Here is a 19,782-nt window from a genome sequence, read left to right on the forward strand (position 1 = left end):
GACCTGAAGACTTCCGCCAGGCCGTACGGACAACACGTACGGAACCGGCGGCCATGGACTACAGCTCCCGTGTGGCGAACGCGCCCCGGAGGCCGGTTCCGCGCTCATTACGCGGAGCCGCGCCGGACCGGAAGTCAGCCGCGGCGCCCGGGAGCGTGACGGGAGAACCGCCCGCAATGCCCAACAACGAAAACGACACCACCACCGCAGGTAGCGCCGACAACGGCAGCCCCAGCGACAACCTGCCCCCGCGCAGGCGTCGCCGCGCCGCTTCCCGGCCCGCCGGCCCGCCCGGCGGCGTCGCGGAGACGGCCCCGGTGGCCGAGGCCGCCGCCGCACCCGCCGAGGAGGCCGCTCCGGCCGCCGCCCCCGCTCGTACCCGCCGCCGCGCGACCCGCGCCGTGGCCGCTCCCGAGACTCCGGCCGCCGAGGCCGTTGCCGCTCCGGCCGTGGCCGAGGCTCCGGCCGCCGCCCCGGTCGCCGAGGAGCCCGCCGCTCCCGCGCCGCGTACCCGTCGCCGGGCCACTCGCGCCGTCGCCGCCCCGGAGGCCCCTGTCGCCGAGGCCGCGCCCGTGGTCGAGGCCGCGCCCGTGGTCGAGGAGGAGGCTCCGGCCGCTCCCGCGCCGCGTGCCCGTCGTCGTGCCACCCGTGCCGTCGCCGCCCCGGCTGCCGAGGCCGCCGCTGTCGTCGAGGCTCCGGCCGCCGAGGCCGCGCCCGTGGTCGAGGAGGAGGCTCCGGCCGCCCCGGCTCCGCGTGCCCGTCGCCGTGCCACTCGCGCCGTCGCCGCTCCGGGCGCCGAGGCTGCCGCTGTCGTCGAGGCCCCGGCCGCTCCGGCCGCCGAGCCCGTCGCCGAGGCCGCGCCCGTGGTCGAGGAGGAGGCTCCGGCCGCTCCCGCTCCGCGTGCCCGTCGCCGTGCCACTCGCGCCGTCGCCGCTCCGGGCGCCGAGGCTGCCGCAGTCGTAGAGGCCCCGGCCGCCGAGGCCGAAGCCGTGGCCGAGGAGGCTCCCAAGGCCGCCCGTTCCTTCACCGTGGCCGACGCCCTGGACTCGCCGAAGCGCGGCGGCCGCCGCCGCGCCACCCGCTCCACCGGTTCGGCCGCCGCCGCCCCGCAGCCGGCCGCGCAGCCCGCCGCGGAGACCGAGGCGCCCGTCGCCCCGGCCCGCGCCCGCCGCGCCGCGCGTCCCGCCGTGGCCGTCTTCCAGGCCCCGGTGTTCGCCGAGCCGATGTTCCAGACCCCCGAGACCGCGGCCATGGCCGCCGCGGCCGCACGCGCCGCCGCCCCGGCCGAAGAGGTCGAGGAGGAGGAGACGGAGGCAGAGGTCGAGGCAGTTCAGACGCCCGCCCCGCAGCCCGCGGGCCGCCGCCGTCGCCGTGGGCGCGGCGCAGCCGAGTCCGCGCCGGTCTCCCTCCCCGAGGTGCTCGCGGAGGAGGAGCCGGAGGCAGAGGCCGAGGCCGCCGAGTTCGAGGACGAGTCCGCGGAGTTCGAGGAGGGCGACGAGTCGGGCGAGCGCCCGTCGCGCCGTCGCCGCCGCGGTGGCCGTCGCCGCCGCCGTGGTGAGGCCGCCGACCTCGACGAGTCCGCCGAGGACGAGACGGAGGCCGAGGCCGAGGCCGAGGCCGAGTCCGCCGAGGAGGCGGACGAGGAAGAGGACGAGGACTCCGAGGAGGCCCTCGGTTCCAGCTCCAGCCGCCGTCGCCGCCGTCGCCGTCGCCGCAGTGGCGAAACCGCCGCCGAGGCCGCCGAGGCCGCTGACGAGGACGGCGTGCGCACCGTCGTCAAGGTCCGCGAGCCGCGCCCGGCCCGTGAGAAGGCCGAGCCGTCCGACGAGGTCCAGTCCATCAAGGGCTCGACCCGCCTGGAGGCGAAGAAGCAGCGCCGCCGCGAGGGCCGCGAGCAGGGCCGCCGCCGCGTCCCGATCATCACGGAGGCCGAGTTCCTGGCCCGCCGTGAGGCCGTCGAGCGCGTGATGGTCGTCCGCCAGGCCGGCGAGCGCACCCAGATCGGCGTCCTCGAGGACAACGTGCTCGTCGAGCACTACGTCAACAAGGAAGAGGCCACCTCGTACGTCGGCAACGTCTACCTGGGCAAGGTCCAGAACGTGCTGCCGTCGATGGAGGCCGCGTTCATCGACATCGGCAAGGGCCGCAACGCGGTCCTGTACGCCGGTGAGGTCAACTTCGAGGCGCTCGGCATGGCCAACGGGCCGCGCCGCATCGAGTCCGCCCTCAAGTCCGGCCAGTCGGTCCTGGTGCAGGTCACCAAGGACCCGATCGGCCACAAGGGCGCCCGCCTGACCAGCCAGGTCTCGCTGCCGGGCCGCTACCTGGTCTACGTGCCCGAGGGCTCGATGACCGGCATCAGCCGCAAGCTGCCCGACACCGAGCGCGCGCGCCTGAAGACCATCCTCAAGAAGATCGTCCCCGAGGACGCGGGCGTCATCGTGCGCACCGCCGCCGAGGGCGCGAGCGAGGACGAGCTGCGCCGCGACGTCGAGCGTCTGCAGGCCCAGTGGGAGGACATCCAGAAGAAGTCGAAGCAGATCTCGACCTCTTCGCCGAGCCTCCTGTACGGCGAGCCGGACATGACCGTCCGCGTCGTGCGCGACATCTTCAACGAGGACTTCTCGAAGGTCATCGTCAGCGGTGACGGCGCCTGGGAGACCATCCACGGCTACGTGAACCACGTGGCCCCGGACCTGTCCGACCGGTTGTCCCGCTGGACCTCCGAGGTCGACGTCTTCGCGACGTACCGGATCGACGAGCAGCTCGCCAAGGCGCTCGACCGCAAGGTGTGGCTGCCCTCGGGCGGCTCGCTTGTGATCGACAAGACCGAGGCGATGATCGTCATCGACGTCAACACCGGCAAGTTCACCGGTCAGGGCGGCAACCTCGAGGAGACCGTCACCAGGAACAACCTGGAGGCGGCCGAGGAGATCGTGCGCCAGCTGCGGCTGCGCGACCTGGGCGGCATCGTCGTCATCGACTTCATCGACATGGTCCTGGAGTCCAACCGCGACCTGGTCCTGCGGCGCATGCTGGAGTGCCTGGGCCGCGACCGTACGAAGCACCAGGTGGCCGAGGTCACCTCGCTGGGCCTGGTCCAGATGACCCGCAAGCGGGTGGGCCAGGGTCTGCTGGAGTCCTTCTCCGAGACCTGCGTCCACTGCAACGGCCGCGGTGTCATCGTGCACATGGAGACGCCGACCGCGATCGGCGGCGGTGGCAACGGCAAGCGCTCGAAGCGCCGCGGTGGCCGCGGTGAGTTCGACCAGCACGACCACGAGGTCGAGACGGTCGAGACCGAGGGCTTTGAATCCGAGGCGGAGGTGGCCGCCGAGGCCGCCGCGCCGCGGGCGCTGCCCGAGCCGGAGTTCGTCGCGGACGAGGAGCTCTACAGCAGCCCGGCCGAGGCCGAGGCCGCCGCGGGCATCAGCGGCCGTCGCAACCGGCGCCGTGCCACCCGCAAGGCGACCGCTCCGGCGGGCGCCCCGCGCGGTGCGGTGACCCCGGAGCAGGCTCCGGCCCCCGTGGCCGAGGTCGTCGCCGAGCCGGTGACCGAGCCGGCCGACACCGTCCTGGAGCCGGCCGCCGAGGTCGTCGCCGAGGTCGTGGAGGCGGTGGAGGTCGTGGAGACGGCCCCGGCCGCTCCCGTCGAGGAGGCCGCGCCGAAGGGCCGTACCCGTCGCCGCGCGACCCGTAAGGCCACCGCCCCGGCGGGCGCCCCGGCCCCCGCGGCCGAGGTGGCCCCGGAGCCGGTCGTCGTGCCGGAGCCGGAGCCGGTCGTGGAGCCCGAGCCCGTCGTCGAGCCCGAGCCGGTCGCCGTGGTCGAGGAGGCCCCCGTGGCGGAGGCCGCACCGGCCCGTCCGCGCCGGCGTGCCACCCGTAAGGCCACCGCACCCGCCGGTTCCCCGGCAGGCGCGGCCGAGGCCGCCGTGGTGGTCGTCGAGGCCCCGGTGACCGAGCCGGCGACGCCGGCGGAGGAAGCCGCACCGGCCGAGGAGACCGTCGAGGCCGCACCGGCCAAGAAGGCCGCCCGGAAGGCCCCGGCCAAGAAGGCGACCACGGCGAAGAAGGCCCCGGCCAAGAAGGCGGCGGCCGCCAAGAAGACCGTGGCCAAGAAGGCGGCCACGACCAAGAAGACCGCGGCGAAGCGGACGACGAAGAAGACCGCGGCGGCGGAGCAGCAGACGCCGCCGTCCGTCTCGGCTCCGACCGAGGGCTGATTTCGCGGCGTACGGTTCAAAACGGCCCTGCCCGGCACCAGTTGGTGCCGGGCAGGGCCGTTTCTTTTCCGGATGTGATCAATCCGTTAGGAGTCTGGATCACCTAATGTCGGACATTGACTCTTGTTCAGCAGGCAAGTTCACGCCACAGTGGCTCAACGCTTGCTGTCAAGCGGCTTGTCACGGGGGGGATCCCTGGCGAGCGGGGGGATGGGCCGACGCACGCGCACTGACCCGCGCCCGCGTCGCTCTTTGATGCACATCTTTCACGTTCCGTTGCTCCTTCCTGGTTTCCGGCTGCCGCTCAGCAGCTTCGAAATCGACGAAAACGGAACCACTACGTGAGCAGAGCGACAACCGCGCCACACGGCGCGGCCAGGCGGCGTGCCGCCAGAGGAGCGTGGGCCCTGGCGGCCACGGCCCTCACCCTGACCCTGACGGCAGGACCGACCCCCCTCGTGAGCACGGCCACCGCGGCCGCGGGCTGCTCCGGGGCCGAATCGGACTTCAACGGGGACGGCATCCGGGACACCGCGATCGCGGACCCCGAGGCCACCGCCAATGGCGTCTCCAAGGCCGGGGTCGTGCACATCGTGTACGGCGGCGGCAAGGGAGTCCTGGAACTGACCCAGGAAACCGCCAAGTCCGGGGGGTCCGAGGCGGGTGACCTCTTCGGCTACTCGATGGCCGTGTACGACGCCGACCTCGACGGCTGCAGCGACCTCGCCATCGGAACGCCCTACGAGGACGTCGGCACCGGCGCGGGCATCGACGCCGGCCGGATCGTCGTCGTCCACGGCTCGCCCACCGGCCTGGCCGCCGGCAAGGCGAGCGTCGAGTACGTCCAGGGCGCAGGCCTGATCTCCGCCATCGGCTCCGAGTCGTACGACTGGACGGGCTACTCCCTCGCCGCGGGCAAGACCTCGGCCGGTGTGCCGTTCCTCGTCGCCGGCGTGCCTGGCGAGGACGTCGGCACCACGGTGGACGCGGGCGCCTTCCTCTACATCTCCGGCTCGACCACGATGACGGCCGCCTTCGTCAGCCAGGACACGGCCACCGCGGGAGCGGTGCCCGACGCCAAGGAGGAGTACGACCGCTTCGGCGCGTCCCTCACGGCCACGGAGAACCACCTCGTGGTCGGCTCCCCGGGAGAGGCACAGGGCACCATCCCCGACGCGGGTTCGGTGACGATCTTCAGCCACGTCCTGACCTCGGGCTCGCCCAAGCCGCTGGGCGTGATCAACCAGGACAGTCCGAACGTGTACGGGGGCTGCGAGAACGGCGACGTCTTCGGCACGTCGATCGCGGCGGTCCCCTACCGCGCGGCCGGGGCCACCAGCACCACCGAGTCGCTCCTCGCCGTGGGTGTCCCGGGCGAGGACCTGGACACCACCGTCGACGCGGGCGCCGTCCAGGTGTTCAAGCTCGACGCGGCCGGTGCCTACACCGAGCTCAACTGGATCCACCAGAACGTGGCCAATGTCGGCGGTGAGTCCGAGTCGGGCGACCGCTTCGGCCAGCGCGTCGCGGCTTTCAACACCGAGCCGAACGCCACGAGCACGGCGGCCAACGTCCGCCTTGCCGTGGGCGTTCCGGGCGAGGACTCGGTCAGCGGTCTCGCCGACCGGGGCATGGTGCACATGTTCGGGATGCTCGGGCCGCCCGGTGACTCGGACAAGCTCCTGGAGCCCGGCTCCGAGATCAAGACCCCGTCGGCCGAGCGCCTGTACGCGGGGATGAGCATCGGCGGCGGTTCCGCCGGTCTGTACGTCGGCATGCCGTACGGCCCGGCCGAGGGGCGCGCGGTCTACCTGTTCCCGTGGACGATCAGCGGCTCGGACGGCGCGCCCATCGAGACGTTCAAGCCCGGCCAGGGCGGTCTGCCCGCCGACGCCAACACCTTCGGAACGGTGGTCCGATGATGACGACCCAGCCCAGGGGACTGCGCCGTACCGTGCTGCGCCGTGCCTCGCTCGCGGCCGTCACCGCCGGAGCCCTCGTCGCCACCACCCTCGGCCTGGACCTGTGGACCGGCGCCGACAAGCCGGCCACCGGCCCGGAGCCCGTCGCCGTCGGCACCCCGGTGCAGACGGAGGTCGAGGCGCGGGTCGCCGCCCGCAAGAGCGGCAAGCAGGTCGAGGTCCTCGGCCTGCGCACCGAGCAGCGGGAGATCTTCGCCGCACCGGACGGCTCGTACACGGCCCGCGAGTACACCGAACCGGTGCACGCCGTGAAGAACGGCAAGTGGGTCGGCATCGACAAGACGCTGGTCAAGCGCGCGGACGGCAGTGTCGTCCCGAAGGCGACCACCGTCGGTCTGGCCTTCTCCGACGGCGCGGCCGGCAAGCCGTTCGTCACGATGACCCGCAACACCCATGAGATGGCGCTGACCTGGCCCTACGGCAAGCTCCCCGCGCCCGTGCTCGACGGCGACACCGCCACGTACCCGGACGCGCTGCCGGGCGTCGACCTCAAGGTGCGCGCCGAGGCCAACGGCTTCGGCCACCTGCTGGTCGTCAAGACCCCGCAGGCTGCCGCCGACCCGCGCCTGACGCGCCTGGACCTCGGCCTCAAGGCCAAGGGCCTGACGTACAAGAAGGACGCGAACGGCGCCGTCACCGCCGAGGACAGCACGGTCGGCGGCACGGTCTTCCAGTCCGGTGCCCCGTCCATGTGGGACTCGGCCGCCTCCCAGGAGGCCGCCGCCCGCACCAAGGGCCCCAAGGCCGTAGCCCAGTCGCTGTCCGCGGCCCGCGCCGACGCCCCCACCGGGCCGGCCGCCGCCGCGGAGCTGGCTCCGGCCCTCGAAGGCCCGGGCGGCGGCGGCAAGGCCGCGGCCCTCGGCATCGAGGTGTCCAAGGACAAGCTGACCCTGGTCCCCGACCAGAAGCTGCTGCGTGACGGCGCGACGGTCTTCCCCGTGGTCATCGACCCGATCCAGAAGACGGCCGACCGCTCGGGCTGGACCGGCGTCATGTCGGGCAAGCCCACGGTGGGCGAGTGGCAGTACTCCGGCAGCGCGGGCGTGGGCAAGTGCCCGACGGACTACAGCGCCGCCTCCTGCGCCGGTGTCGGCACGCGCCGTGTGGCCTTCCAGATCCCGCTGTCCTTCTACAGCGGCAAGCAGATCCTCGGCGCCACTTTCAGCGCGCGCGTCCAGCACGTGTACTGGGCCGACGCCCGGGCCGAACCCATCCAGCTCCAGCGGATCGGCGGCAGCAGCGCCCACATCGACAGCGGCAGCAACTGGAACAACACCCAGAACGTGACGCTGACGACGCTGGAGACGCTCAACGAGAAGATCCAGCCGACGAGCTGCACGTCCCAGGCCAACATGCACTTCAAGTCCGGTGCCTCCGGCGGCCTGACCAACAGCGTGCGCACCGCGGCCAACGAGGGCTGGCCCTCGATGCTCTTCAACCTCAAGGCCCAGAACGAGGGCAGCTTCGGCGGCTGGAAGCGGGTCTGCGGCAACGCTTACCTGAGCATCAGCTACAACACGCTGCCGGGCCTGATCAACACCACCTCCATGTCGTCCAACCCCGGTGGCGCCTGCGTCACGGGTACCGGCCGGCCCTACAGCGACGTGCCGCCGACGCTGCGCGCCATAGCGAACGACGCCGACGCGGGCGAGCAGGTCAAGGTCCGCTTCAAGCTGGAGTGGAAGGACGCGGCGGGCGCCGCCAAGTCCTACGAGGAGGACACGAACTACAAGGCGCCGACCAGCTCCACCCCCTTCGAGCACACCGCCCGCACGACGATTCCCGAGAACACGGCCATCTCCTGGAGCGTCGCCGCCCATGACGGCGACGGATGGGGGCCGTGGAGCGGCAAGTGCGAGTTCATGTACGACAAGACGTTCCCGGGCAAGCCGAACGTCTTCAGCACCCAGTACCCGGCCACCAACGTCTACCACGACGGTGTCGGGGCTCCCGGCACGTTCACCTTCTCGCCCAACCCGAACGACACCGTGCCCGACACGGACATCGTCAAGTACCGCTACACCTTCGCCGGTGAGACCGCCAAGGAGGTCGCCAACACCACGGCGGGCGGCCCGGCCTCGGTGACCTGGACGCCCACCCGCTCCGGTCCGCACTGGGTCGAAGTCGTCGCGGTCGACAAGGCGGGGCACCCGAGTGCCATCGCCCGTCACTCCTTCTACGTCGCCGCAGGCGCAGCCGCGGCCGCGCAGTGGAACCTCGCCGACGAGGCGGGCGGCAACGCCGCCGACGAGGAGCAGGGCAAGTACCCGGCCGGCTTCGGCCCGGGTGTCACCTTCGGTGTCCCCGGCCCGGGCGGCACCATCGACCGCGCGGCCCGCTTCGACGGCACCGCCGGCAGCTGGGTCGACGCGGGCAGCACGGTGCTGGACACCCTCAAGGGCTTCAGCGTCAGCGCCTGGGTCCGGCCCACGGACCTGAGCCGCGACATGACGGTCATCAGCCAGGACGGCACCGGCGAGCCGGGCTTCGTCCTCGGCTACGACGCCATGGCCAAGACCTGGAAGTTCTCCGTCCCGGTCGACGACGTCGACACCCTCGGTGAATGGAAGGCCGTGTCCACCGGCGTCACCCCGGTCAAGGACCAGTGGGTGCTGCTGACCGGTATCTACGACGGCACCGCGGGCAAGATCCAGCTGTACGTCGACAAGGACCTCAAGGGCGAGACGGTCCGCCGTTCCACCTGGAAGTCCTACGGCGCACTGCAGATCGGCCGCCACATCGACAAGGCGGGCTACGAGGACGCCTTCGTCGGCGACCTCGCCGAGGTCCGGGTCTTCAGCCGGCCGCTCCTGCCCGCCCAGATCACCGACATCAAGACGGTCAGGCCGGAGCGCAAGGGCTACTGGCAGCTCAACACGGCCCAGTCCGGAACCTCCCCCGAGGCGGGCAACGGCCAGGGCCTGACGATGGCCGGCAACGCGGCCATCTACGTCCCGAACCCCGACCCGCTGGCCGATCCGCCGCCGGTCGACGCCATGGTCGGAACCGGCCACATGCTCCTCGACGGCAACGGGGACTACGCCTCGACGGCGGCCGCCCCGGTCACCGGAGCCACGAGCTTCACGCTCTCGGCGCGCGTCCAGATCTCCTCGCAGGACGCCACGGCCTCGCAGACGGTGTTCTCGCTGCCCGGTACGAACGCCAACCGGGTCCAGGTCCGCTACCAGGGCGCCACCAAGCGCTGGGAGCTGGCCGTGGCCACGACCGACACGGCCGGAGCCTCGGTGACGGCCTTCTCCGAGAACCAGGTCCTGCCGGACACCAACCCCGCCGGCCAGCACCTGGCCGTCGTCTACGACGCGTTCGCCGGTCAGATCCGCCTGTACGTCAACGGCCAGCTGGCCGCGGCGCAGGGCGTGGACAACACGACCTGGGCCGCCACCGGCGGGCTCCAGGTAGGCCGTTCGGCCCGCGGCAACGCCGAGTACTTCGCCGGAGCCATCGACGAGGTCCGCGCCTACAACGGCGCCCTCGACCCGATCTCCGTCGTCCAGCTCGCCAGCACGATCGAGCTGGCCCAGAGCTAGACCTTTCCCCGGACAGGTGTGCCCGCCCCTCGCAGGGCGGGCACACCTGTCCGCTTCCGCAGTACCTTCCTGCCCCTTTTTTTTGTGGAGTGCACTGATGTCTCTACGCGGCCGATTGCTCAATCGGCGCATACACCGGCGAACGCTGGGCTCAGTCGTCATCGGCCTGAGCCTCGCCCTGTCCGCCTCGTCCGTCCAGGCGCTGGAACTGGCCCCCGGCGGCACCAAGCGGCCCGGAGTCCAGAACTTCGGCGACCCCGTCAAGGGAACCAAGGCCAAGTCCAAGGGCCGCCCGGCGAACGCCACCGCCAAGGCGGCCGTCAAGAAGCTGGACAAGCCGGTCTGGCCCGGCAGCGGCAGCGCCGAGGTCGCCGTACCGGCAGCCGCGGGCACCGCCCCGGCGCCAGTGAAGGTCGGCGGCCTGCCGGTCGCCGTCGCCCCCGCGAAGGAGGCCGCCGCCCCGGCGGTGTCCTTCAAGGCCGCCGCCGTCTCCGGCGGAAAGGCCCCCGGCAAGGTCCGGGTCGACGTCGTCGACCCGAAGCGCGCCACCCAGCTCGGCGCCGGGGCCCTGCTGCGCGTCCAGCGGGCCGACACGGCACCGGCGGGCGGCGACGTCCGCCTGAAGGTCGACTACTCGGCCTTCGCCGACGGCTTCGGCGGCGCCTACGGCTCCCGTCTGCAGCTCGTCGAGCTCCCGGCCTGCGCCGCGGTCGCCGACCCGGGCACCGCCGCCTGTCCCGACCTGCCCAAGCCGCTGAAGACGGTCAACGACCCGAAGACGAAGACGGTCTCTGCCGACGTGAGCGCCCCGGCGCGCATGGCGGGCATGTCCGCCATGGCGGCCGGCTTGGCCGGTGGCGGCTCGATGGTGGCCCTCGCCGCGGGCGGTTCTTCCTCTCAGGGCAACTACGCGGCCACTCCGCTCGCCCCGTCGGCGAAGTGGAGCGTGTCGAACTCCTCGGGCGGCTTCTCCTGGTCGTACCCGCTGCGCACGCCGCCGGTCCCCGGTGGCCAGGTGCCGTCGCTCGGCCTCGGCTACTCCTCGCAGTCCGCGGACGGCCGTACGTCCGATACCAACAACCAGGGCTCCTGGGTCGGTGAGGGCTTCTCCTACGAGCCCGGCTACGTCGAGCGCCGCTACAAGTCCTGCGCGAAGGACGGCCAGTCGTCCTCCGCCGAGCAGTGCTGGGCCTTCGACAACGCCACGGTGATGCTCAACGGCTCGTCCACCGAGATCATCAAGGGCGACGCCGACGGCAAGTGGCGCCTCGCCTCCGACGACGGTTCCAAGGTCGAGCAGCTCACCGGCGCCGTGAACGGCGACAACGACGGCGAGCACTGGAAGATCACCACGACCGACGGCACCGAGTACTACTTCGGCAAGAACCGCCTGCCGGGCTGGGCCACGGGCAACGAGCAGACCGACTCGGTCTGGACCGCCCCGGTCTTCGGCAACAACACGGGTGAGCCCTGCTACAACGCCACCTTCGCGAACGCCTCCTGCCAGCAGGCCTGGCGCTGGAACCTGGACTACGTCAAGGACCGCCAGGGCAACGTCATCTCGTACTTCTTCAACAAGGAGACGAACCACTACGCCCTGAACGGCAAGACCGACGTCAACGGCACCCCGTACACGGCGGGCGGCTACCTCAAGCGCATCGACTACGGCCAGCGCGAGGCCACCGTCTACTCCGCCAAGGCCCCGGCCCGCGTCGTGTTCACCACGAAGGAGCGCTGCCTGGAGACTGACACCTTCAAGTGCCTCCCGGCCGACTTCAAGACGGCGAACGCCGCCCACTGGCCGGACGTCCCGATGGACCGCTACTGCGCGCCGAGCACCAAGTGCAACGCCACCCAGGTCGCGGCCTCCTACTGGACCCGTCAGCGGCTGACCGGCGTCACCACGCAGATCCGCAAGGACGCCACGACCTACGACGACGTCGAAGCCTGGACGTTCACGCACCAGTTCACCGACAACGGCGACCAGTCCAAGACCCTGTGGCTGTCCAAGATCGACCACGAGGGGCGCAGGGGCGGCACCGCCAAGGTCCCCTCGGTCGAACTGATGGGCACCCAGCTCAAGAACCGGGTCGACGGCCTGAGCGAGAGCATCGATCCCTTCTACCGCTTCCGCCTGTCCACGGTCCTGAGCGAGACCGGTGCCCAGCTGGACGTCAACTACGCCCCGGCGGAGTGCACGAAGGACGCCCTGCCCAAGCCGGGCGAGTCCACCAAGCGCTGCTACCCGGTCGTCTGGTCCCCGCCGGGGTTCCTCGACCCGATCACCGACTGGTTCCACAAGTACGTCGTCGCGCAGGTCATCGAGACCGACCGGACCGGCGGCGCCCCGGAACAGGTCACCGAGTACGACTACCAGGGCCCCGCAGGCTGGCGTAAGGCCGAGCCGGACGGCATGACCGAGGACAAGTACCTCACCTGGGGCGGCTGGCAGGGCTACGGCAAGGTCAAGGTGACCACCGGCGGCACCGCTGCCACCAAGACCCGCATCGACTACACGTACCTCCAGGGCATGGACGGCGACAAGAAGCCGGACGGCACCGCCCGCTCGGTGACGGTCGCCGACTCCGAGGGCGGTACGTACACGGACCACAAGGAGTTCAGCGGCCACGAGCTGGAGTCCGCCACCTACGACGGCGACAAGCTCGTCTCCAAGGTCATCAAGACCCCGATGCGGCACTACACCGCGACGGACGCCAACACCTGGGGCACCAGCCACGCCTCGTTCACCAGGACCGTCAAGACGCGCGGCTACACGGTGACCGAGGGCGGCGACGGCCGCCGCGAGTCCGAGTCGAACGCGACGTACGACCTCACGAACGGCACCGGCCGGATCCTGGAGGCGGAGGACCTGGGCGACCTGTCGACCACGGCCGACGACACCTGCACCCGTACGTCTTACGCGGACAACGCGGCGGCCAACATCCTCGGCGCGGCCTCCCGGGTCGAGTCCGTCTCGGTCAAGTGCGCCACCACCCCCGACCGCAAGACGCAGGTGATCTCGGACGAGCGCACCGCGTACGACGGCCTGGCCTTCGGCGCCGCGCCCACCGTGGGCAACGCGACGCAGACCGAGCGCATGACGTCCCACAACGGGACCGCGGCCACCTACAAGGTCACCGGTACGACCACGTACGACGCCTTCGGCCGGCCGGCCTCACAGACCGATGCCCTGGGCGCGGAGACCAAGACGGCGTACACCGACGTCAATGGCCTCATTTCCCAGACCAAGGTCACCAACGCCCTCGGCCACATCAACACGAGGGACTTCGACCCCGCTTTCGGCCTGTCCACCGGGCAGACCGACCCGAACGGCAAGCGCGGCGACCTGGCGTTCGACCCGCTCGGCCGCCTGGTCTCCGTCTGGCTCCCGGACCGCTCGAAGAGCGCGGGCCAGACGCCGAGCGTCAAGTACAGCTACAACTACCGTCTCGACAAGCCGGTCTCCGTGAAGACCGAGAAGATCGAGATCGACGGCTCCTACGGAGCCGAGTACGAGCTCTACGACAGCCTGCTGCGTCCGCGCCAGAAGCAGACGGAAGGCCCTTCCGGCACCCGCATGGTGGCGGATACCTTCTACACTCCGACCGGCAAGATCGCCAAGGTCAACGCCACGTACAACGCGGCGGGCGCGGCCTCCGACGAGCTGCTGATCGTCCGCAACGGCGATGTCGGCGCGCAGACCCTCTACGAGTACGACGGCCTGGGCCGCACCACCGCGCAGATCTCCGCCGTGGCCGGCGGCGAGCAGTGGCGGACCACGATCGTCCACGGCGGCGACCGCACGCACGTCGACCCGCCGGTCGGCGGTACGCCCAAGACGACGCTGACCGACGGCCAGGGCCGGACCACCGAGGTACGCCACTACAAGAGCGCCTCCCCGGTGCCGAACGGTCCGACCTCCGGCTACGACACCACCAAGTACACGTACACGCCGACGGGCAAGCTCAAGCAGCTCACCGACCCGGCGAACAACGTGTGGTCGTACAAGTTCGACCAGCTCGACCGGCAGATCGAGGCGGTGGACCCGGACTCGGGCAAGCGCACGACCACTTACGATGACGCCGACCGGCCGACGTCCACCACGGACGCCCGCGGCAAGACGGTCTCGACGGTCTACGACAAGCTCGACCGCGTCCTGACGACGTGGGACGGCCCCGCGAACACCGGCACCAAGCTCACCGAGCAGCGGTACGACAAGGCGGGGTGGCTGGGCAAAGAGTGGGCGTCGCTGCGTTACATCAACGCGACGGAGTACTTCGCCTCGGTCACGCAGGCGATGGACGAGTTCTACCAGCCGATGAAGACGGCCTACACGGTCCCCGCCTCCTCTGGCACGGGCCTGGCCGGAACCTATGTCTTCGGCAGTGCCTACAACCGTGACGGCACCAAGCAGAGCGACTCACTCCCGGCGGCGGGCGGTCTCGATGCCGAGACCCTCGCCTACGGCTACGACGACATCCAGCGCCTGAAGAGCATGACGGGCACGACGTCGTACGTCACCAACGCCATCTGGTCCGGCCGCACCCTCCTGCAGCAGCTGGAGCTGAACAACGGCGGCAAGAAGGTCTGGCAGACCTTCCAGTACGAGACCGGTACCGACCGGCTCCTGAACTCGAAGGTGGACGTCTACGGCTCCACCACGGGTCCGGCGAAGGAGTCGAACTACTCCTACGACCAGATCGGCAACGTCCGGTCCATCGCCGACGTCGCCGGCAGCGGTACGCCCGACCTGCAGTGCTTCGCGTACGACTACCAGGCCCGCATGACGGAGTCCTGGACCCCGGCGACCACCAAGGCCGCGGCCGGTGCGTCCGGCACGGTCGGCAGCCAGGTTCCGGTCTCGGGCTCGGGTCCGGCGGCCTGCAACACGGCCCCCGGCGCCTCCGCACTGGGCGGCCCGGCCCCGTACTGGAACTCGTACACGTTCGACTCGGTCGGCAACCGCCTCACCGAGACGGCGCACGACACCGGCCTGAACGCCACGAAGGACGTCAAGCGCACCTTCACCTACAAGGCGGGCAGCCACCAGGTCCAGAAGGTCGTGGAGAACACCCCGACCGGTGACCGTCAGTACACGTACGGCTACGACACGGCCGGCAACACGACCACCCGCACGATCGGAGGCAACACCCAGACCCTGGAGTACGACGCCCTCGGCGACCCGGTGAAGAACAGCCGGCCGGACGACGTCACCACGCCGGGCACGAACGAGGCGTCGGAGACGACGTTCCTCTACGGCCCCGACGGCGGCCGGGTCCAGCGCAAGGACGCCACCGGTACCACCGTGTACCTGCCGGGCATGGAACTGCGCCTGGACGCGGGGACGACCACTGCCAAGGCGACGCGCTACTACGCCTTCGCGGGACAGAGCGTCGCGATCCGCACGCCGGACAAGAAGCTGTCGTTCCTGGCCTCCGACCACCACGGCACGGCCGAGATGTCGATCGACGCCACGACGGGTGCGGTCACCCAGCGGCGGATGGACCCGTACGGCAACAGCCGCGGCACCCCCCAGGGCACCTGGAAGGGCGAGAAGGGCTTCGTCGGCGGCACGATCGACGCGTCCACGGGCCTCACGACCATCGGGGCCCGCGAGTACGACCCGTTCCTGGGCAAGTTCATCACCCCGGACCCGGTCGTCGACACGAACGACGCCCAGCAGCTGAACGCGTACGCCTACGCGCACAACCGCCCGGTCTCCGCGAGCGACCCGAGCGGTCTGTACGACCCGGACGAGCGGGAGTTCTGCCGGGGCAGGGACGACTGCACGGGCGGCAAGTGGACCCCGGAGCGCAAGAAGGAGGACCCGCCGACCACGGAGGCGGAAACCAACCTGCGCAATGCGGAGGGCGAGCACAACCGCACCAAGACGAAGATCAAGAACGCCGTCAAGCAGATCACCAAGATCCTCATGGACGAGCTCGGTGTGACGGCGGCCCTGGACTGCTTCTCCAGCGGCGACCTCGGTGCGTGTGGTGAAACGGCGCTCAACATCGCGAGCAGCTTCGCCGGCGGCATCGCAGGCAAGGTCCTCAAGAAGTACGGGTGGCCGACCGAGTGGGAGAAGGCCGGGGCCCTCATCAAGAAACTGGGCGGGCTCGCGCTCGACCTGGTGTCCGGGGTCAAGGCCTGGTTCAAGACCTCGGAGAAGGTCGAAAAGGCCAAGGGTGCGCTGGCGGCAGTCAAGGCGCGGATCAAGGGATCCGGGGGCAGCTGCCCCATCCCGCACAGCTTCCTGCCCGGCACGGAGGTCCTTCTAGACGACGGATCGACGAAGAAGATCGAGGATGTCGAGGTCGGTGACCGGATCACCACGACCGATCCGTCGACCGGTGAGACGGTGACGCGGGAGGTCGTCGGCACGATCGTCACGCGCGACGACAAGCACTTCGTCGACCTGACGATGGACACCGAGTCCGGGGTGGCGTCGCTCGTCTCGACCGTAACCCACCCCTTCTGGGTCGAGAGCGAACACCGATTCATTGATGCTGGTGACTTGCGCCCGGGAATGCGACTGCGGACGCCGAACGGCAGCACGGTCGAGTTGTCGGGGATGCGATTCTTCAATGAGCTGCGCCAAACGCACGACCTGACCATCGAGGGCATCCACGCCTATTACGTTCTGGCCGCGGCCGTGCCGGTACTCGTGCATAACTGTGACACCGGCGGGTTGAGTCTCGTGGGTGCACGGCAGATAAGTGGACGATTCCCCGACCAGGGAAATCCCGGTGAAACGCTCTTCCGTCAGAAGGAAGACGGCACGGTGACCGCATATGGGCGTTACGATGACGACGGGGAGCTGTACCAGCGCGCAGATTTGTTGGAAGAGTCGGCTACACACGGCAAGGGTCCCAATGCTGTGCCGGCCCCGCATATCCTCTCAACGGTGACGCATAGAAACCCGAAGACTGGACAGAAGTTCATCAAGTGGGAGAAGATGCCGCGTTCTCTTCGCCCGGAAGAAGAGTTGTGCGGCTGCAGGTAGGTCAGGCCCTAGTAGCCGGAGTTGACGACCGTCACTCCAGAGAGTCAAAGATCTAGCAGTATTCGACGTTGATCCTATGTGCCCGCCAGTCTGTGGCGGGCACTTAGGTGTTCCCTGAGGAGTTTTCGATGGACGACCCTACGGAGTACTCTAAAATTAAAACCTGGGTAGATGAGTGGGGAGGGGATCTCGACTACGTCGATTATGTGAAGGGCAATGGCGACCTGGCATTGTTGGCGGCATTCTCTCTCGTTTTCTGGCCCCGGTTTGTTGAAGTGCAGGGCTGTGTGCTGTGGGATCGAGTGTACGAGAAGTCGAATTTCGCTGACTGGTACGAGAACTGCTCTGGTGATACTCGAAAAATTGAGATGACACTCAATCGTCTGCGAGTTTGGCAACTCGTCGAGTCGCGTGATGTGGAAGAGGATTCACAGGCGTTGAAATTTGCGGCTGAGCGTATTGCGCGAGCGTGGCGAGCCGCTCTGTATGTAGAATTCCCCGGTCGGGATTTCGTTGTCGGAGTCGATGATTCTGAAGACGGCCCCATCGTGACTTTCGCCTCCGCGTCGCAGTAGTTCATCGCGGGGCCCGCGGCTGCGTTCCCAGCCCCCGGTTTGACCCCTCAGACCGGGGCCCGTAACCTGGGTCGCTGGCGTGTCTATGTGCACGCCATCCACTGAGCACCTCACCTCCCGTACCGCCTCGCGGCGCGGGGGAGGCCGGCCTGCGGTTCCCGCGGGGCCGGCTGGCTTCAGGGGTTCCCGAATCGAGCGAGAGAGAGATCCGCGTGTACGCCATCGTGCGCAGCGGTGGTCGCCAGCACAAGGTTGCTGTTGGTGACATCGTTGAGGTTGACAAGATTTCCACTGCCAAGGTTGGCGACACGGTCGAGCTCTCGACCCTGCTCGTTGTCGATGGCGACGCCGTGACCAGCGACCCGTGGGTCCTGGCCGGTATCAAGGTCACGGCCGAGATTGTGGACCACCACAAGGGCGCCAAGATCGACATCCTGCGCTACAAGAACAAGACCGGCTACCGCCGTCGCCAGGGTCACCGCCAGCAGTACACGGCGATCAAGGTCACCGGTATCCCCGCGGCTGCGAAGTAAGAGGGACTGAGACATGGCACACAAGAAGGGCGCATCGTCCACCCGGAACGGGCGCGACTCCAATGCTCAGCGGCTCGGCGTGAAGCGCTTCGGCGGTCAGGTCGTTTCCGCTGGTGAGATCCTCGTCCGCCAGCGCGGCACCCACTTCCACCCGGGTTCGGGTGTCGGTCGTGGTGGCGATGACACGCTGTTCGCGCTGCAGGCGGGTGCCGTCGAGTTCGGCACGCACCGTGGCCGCAAGGTCGTCAACATCGTTCCGGCCGCCTGATCCAGCTCCGGCTGATCAAGCGTTCGTAACTTCCCGAGGGCGGATCTCAGCTCTTCCCGGCGCGAGCCGGGAAGAGAGGTCCGCCCTCGGCGCGTTGTCACATAGACACGTTTAATGGGCAGCAAGGCCTGCCACCGGATTTTCCGGACTATTCCCGCTGTATCTGGAGGAACACCCATGACCACCTTCGTGGACCGCGTCGAGCTGCACGTCGCCGCGGGTAACGGGGGCCACGGCTGCGCCTCCGTTCACCGGGAGAAGTTCAAGCCGCTCGGCGGCCCCGACGGCGGCAACGGCGGCCGTGGCGGCGACGTCATCCTGGTGGTGGAGCAGGCGATCACGACCCTGCTGGACTACCACCACAGCCCCCACCGCAAGGCCACCAACGGCAAGCCCGGCGAGGGCGGCAACCGCTCCGGCAAGGACGGCCAGGACCTGATCCTGCCCGTGCCGGACGGCACCGTCGTCCTCGACAAGGAGGGCAACGTCATCGCCGACCTCGTCGGCCAGGGCACCACCTACGTGGCCGCCGAGGGCGGCCGCGGCGGTCTCGGCAACGCCGCGCTCTCCTCCGCCCGCCGCAAGGCGCCCGGCTTCGCGCTCCTCGGCGTCCCCGGCACCACCGGCGACGTCGTCCTGGAGCTCAAGACCGTCGCCGACGTGGCGCTGGTCGGCTTCCCGAGCGCCGGCAAGTCCTCGCTGATCTCGGTGCTGTCCTCGGCCAAGCCGAAGATCGCGGACTACCCCTTCACCACCCTCGTCCCGAACCTGGGCGTCGTCACCGCCGGCTCGACCGTCTACACGATCGCCGACGTCCCGGGCCTGATCCCCGGCGCCAGCCAGGGCCGCGGCCTCGGCCTGGAGTTCCTGCGCCACGTCGAGCGCTGCTCGGTGCTCGTGCACGTCCTGGACACCGCCACGCTGGAGTCCGACCGCGACCCGATCGCCGACCTCGACGTCATCGAGGAGGAGCTCAGGCTCTACGGCGGCGGCCTGGAGAAGCGCCCCCGCCTCGTCGTCCTGAACAAGGTCGACATCCCGGACGGCCAGGAGCTCGCCGACATGGTCCGCCCCGACCTGGAGGCGCGCGGCTACAAGGTGTTCGAGGTCTCCGCGGTGGCCCGCACGGGTCTGAAGGAGCTCTCCTTCTTCCTCGCCGAGGTCATCGCCAAGGCCCGCGCCCGCAAGCCGAAGGAGGAGGCGACCCGCATCGTCATCCGCCCGAAGGCCGTGGACGACGCCGGCTTCACCGTCACCTACGACGAGGTCGAGGACGTCTACAACGTGCGCGGCGAGAAGCCGGAGCGCTGGGTCCGCCAGACCGACTTCAACAACGACGAGGCCGTCGGCTACCTCGCCGACCGCCTCAACCGCCTCGGTGTCGAGGAAGCGCTCAAGAAGGCCGGCGCCCGCGCCGGTGACGGCGTGGCCATCGGCTCCGACGAGAACGCGGTCGTCTTCGACTGGGAGCCGACCGTGATGGCCGGCGCCGAGATGCTGGGCCGCCGCGGCGAGGACCACCGTCTGGACGCCCCGCGTCCGGCCACCACCCGCCGCAAGGAGAAGGAGGCCGAGCGCGGGGACTCGGTGCAGAAGGAATACGACGAGTTCCGGCCGTTCTAGTCCCCTCCCGAGGGAATCCGCCCC

The 19,782-nt window shown here is 70.1% G+C and carries 8 protein-coding genes; all 8 read left to right on the plus strand.

The annotated features are described in order from the left end of the window. Window positions 1–176 precede the first annotated feature (176 nt). The 8 genes from OG534_RS24650 to obgE all read left to right on the plus strand — a co-directional run bounded on the left by OG534_RS24650 (window position 177) and on the right by obgE (window position 19,758). Complete coding sequence (locus tag OG534_RS24650; protein WP_326590776.1) at window positions 177–4,223, plus strand: Rne/Rng family ribonuclease; 4,047 nt, start codon at window positions 177–179, stop codon at window positions 4,221–4,223. A 458-nt stretch (window positions 4,224–4,681) separates the two neighbouring features. Beyond that, window positions 4,682–6,145 carry an FG-GAP repeat protein gene (locus tag OG534_RS24655; protein ID WP_326590778.1) on the plus strand — a complete coding sequence of 488 codons (1,464 nt, stop codon included), beginning with the start codon at window positions 4,682–4,684 and terminating at the stop codon, window positions 6,143–6,145. Further along, a complete protein-coding gene (locus OG534_RS24660; protein WP_326590779.1) occupies window positions 6,142–9,753 on the plus strand; it encodes a LamG domain-containing protein in 3,612 nt (1,203 codons plus the stop codon). Before OG534_RS24655 ends, OG534_RS24660 begins: the two co-directional genes overlap by 4 nt. 97 nt (window positions 9,754–9,850) lie before the next feature. Further along, window positions 9,851–16,759, plus strand: coding sequence for an RHS repeat-associated core domain-containing protein (locus tag OG534_RS24665; protein ID WP_326590780.1), 6,909 nt, complete (start codon window positions 9,851–9,853; stop codon window positions 16,757–16,759). Between the two features lie 128 nt (window positions 16,760–16,887). Continuing rightward, the gene (locus OG534_RS24670; RefSeq protein ID WP_326590782.1) at window positions 16,888–17,334 is read left to right on the plus strand and encodes a hypothetical protein; all 447 of its coding nucleotides are present in this window, start codon (window positions 16,888–16,890) and stop codon (window positions 17,332–17,334) included. A 212-nt stretch (window positions 17,335–17,546) separates the two neighbouring features. Continuing rightward, window positions 17,547–17,867: a 50S ribosomal protein L21 gene (gene rplU, locus OG534_RS24675; RefSeq protein WP_030715748.1), complete on the plus strand. Its 321-nt coding sequence runs from the start codon at window positions 17,547–17,549 to the stop codon at window positions 17,865–17,867. Between the two features lie 13 nt (window positions 17,868–17,880). Beyond that, a complete protein-coding gene (rpmA, locus tag OG534_RS24680; protein WP_048480572.1) occupies window positions 17,881–18,135 on the plus strand; it encodes a 50S ribosomal protein L27 in 255 nt (84 codons plus the stop codon). A 177-nt stretch (window positions 18,136–18,312) separates the two neighbouring features. Continuing rightward, window positions 18,313–19,758, plus strand: a complete 1,446-nt coding sequence (obgE, locus tag OG534_RS24685) for a GTPase ObgE (protein ID WP_326590791.1) — start codon at window positions 18,313–18,315, stop codon at window positions 19,756–19,758. The last annotated feature ends 24 nt before the right edge of the window (window positions 19,759–19,782 follow it).

The sequence above is a fragment of the Streptomyces sp. NBC_01294 genome (assembly GCF_035917235.1).
Taxonomy (GTDB): Bacteria; Actinomycetota; Actinomycetes; order Streptomycetales; family Streptomycetaceae; genus Streptomyces; species Streptomyces caledonius.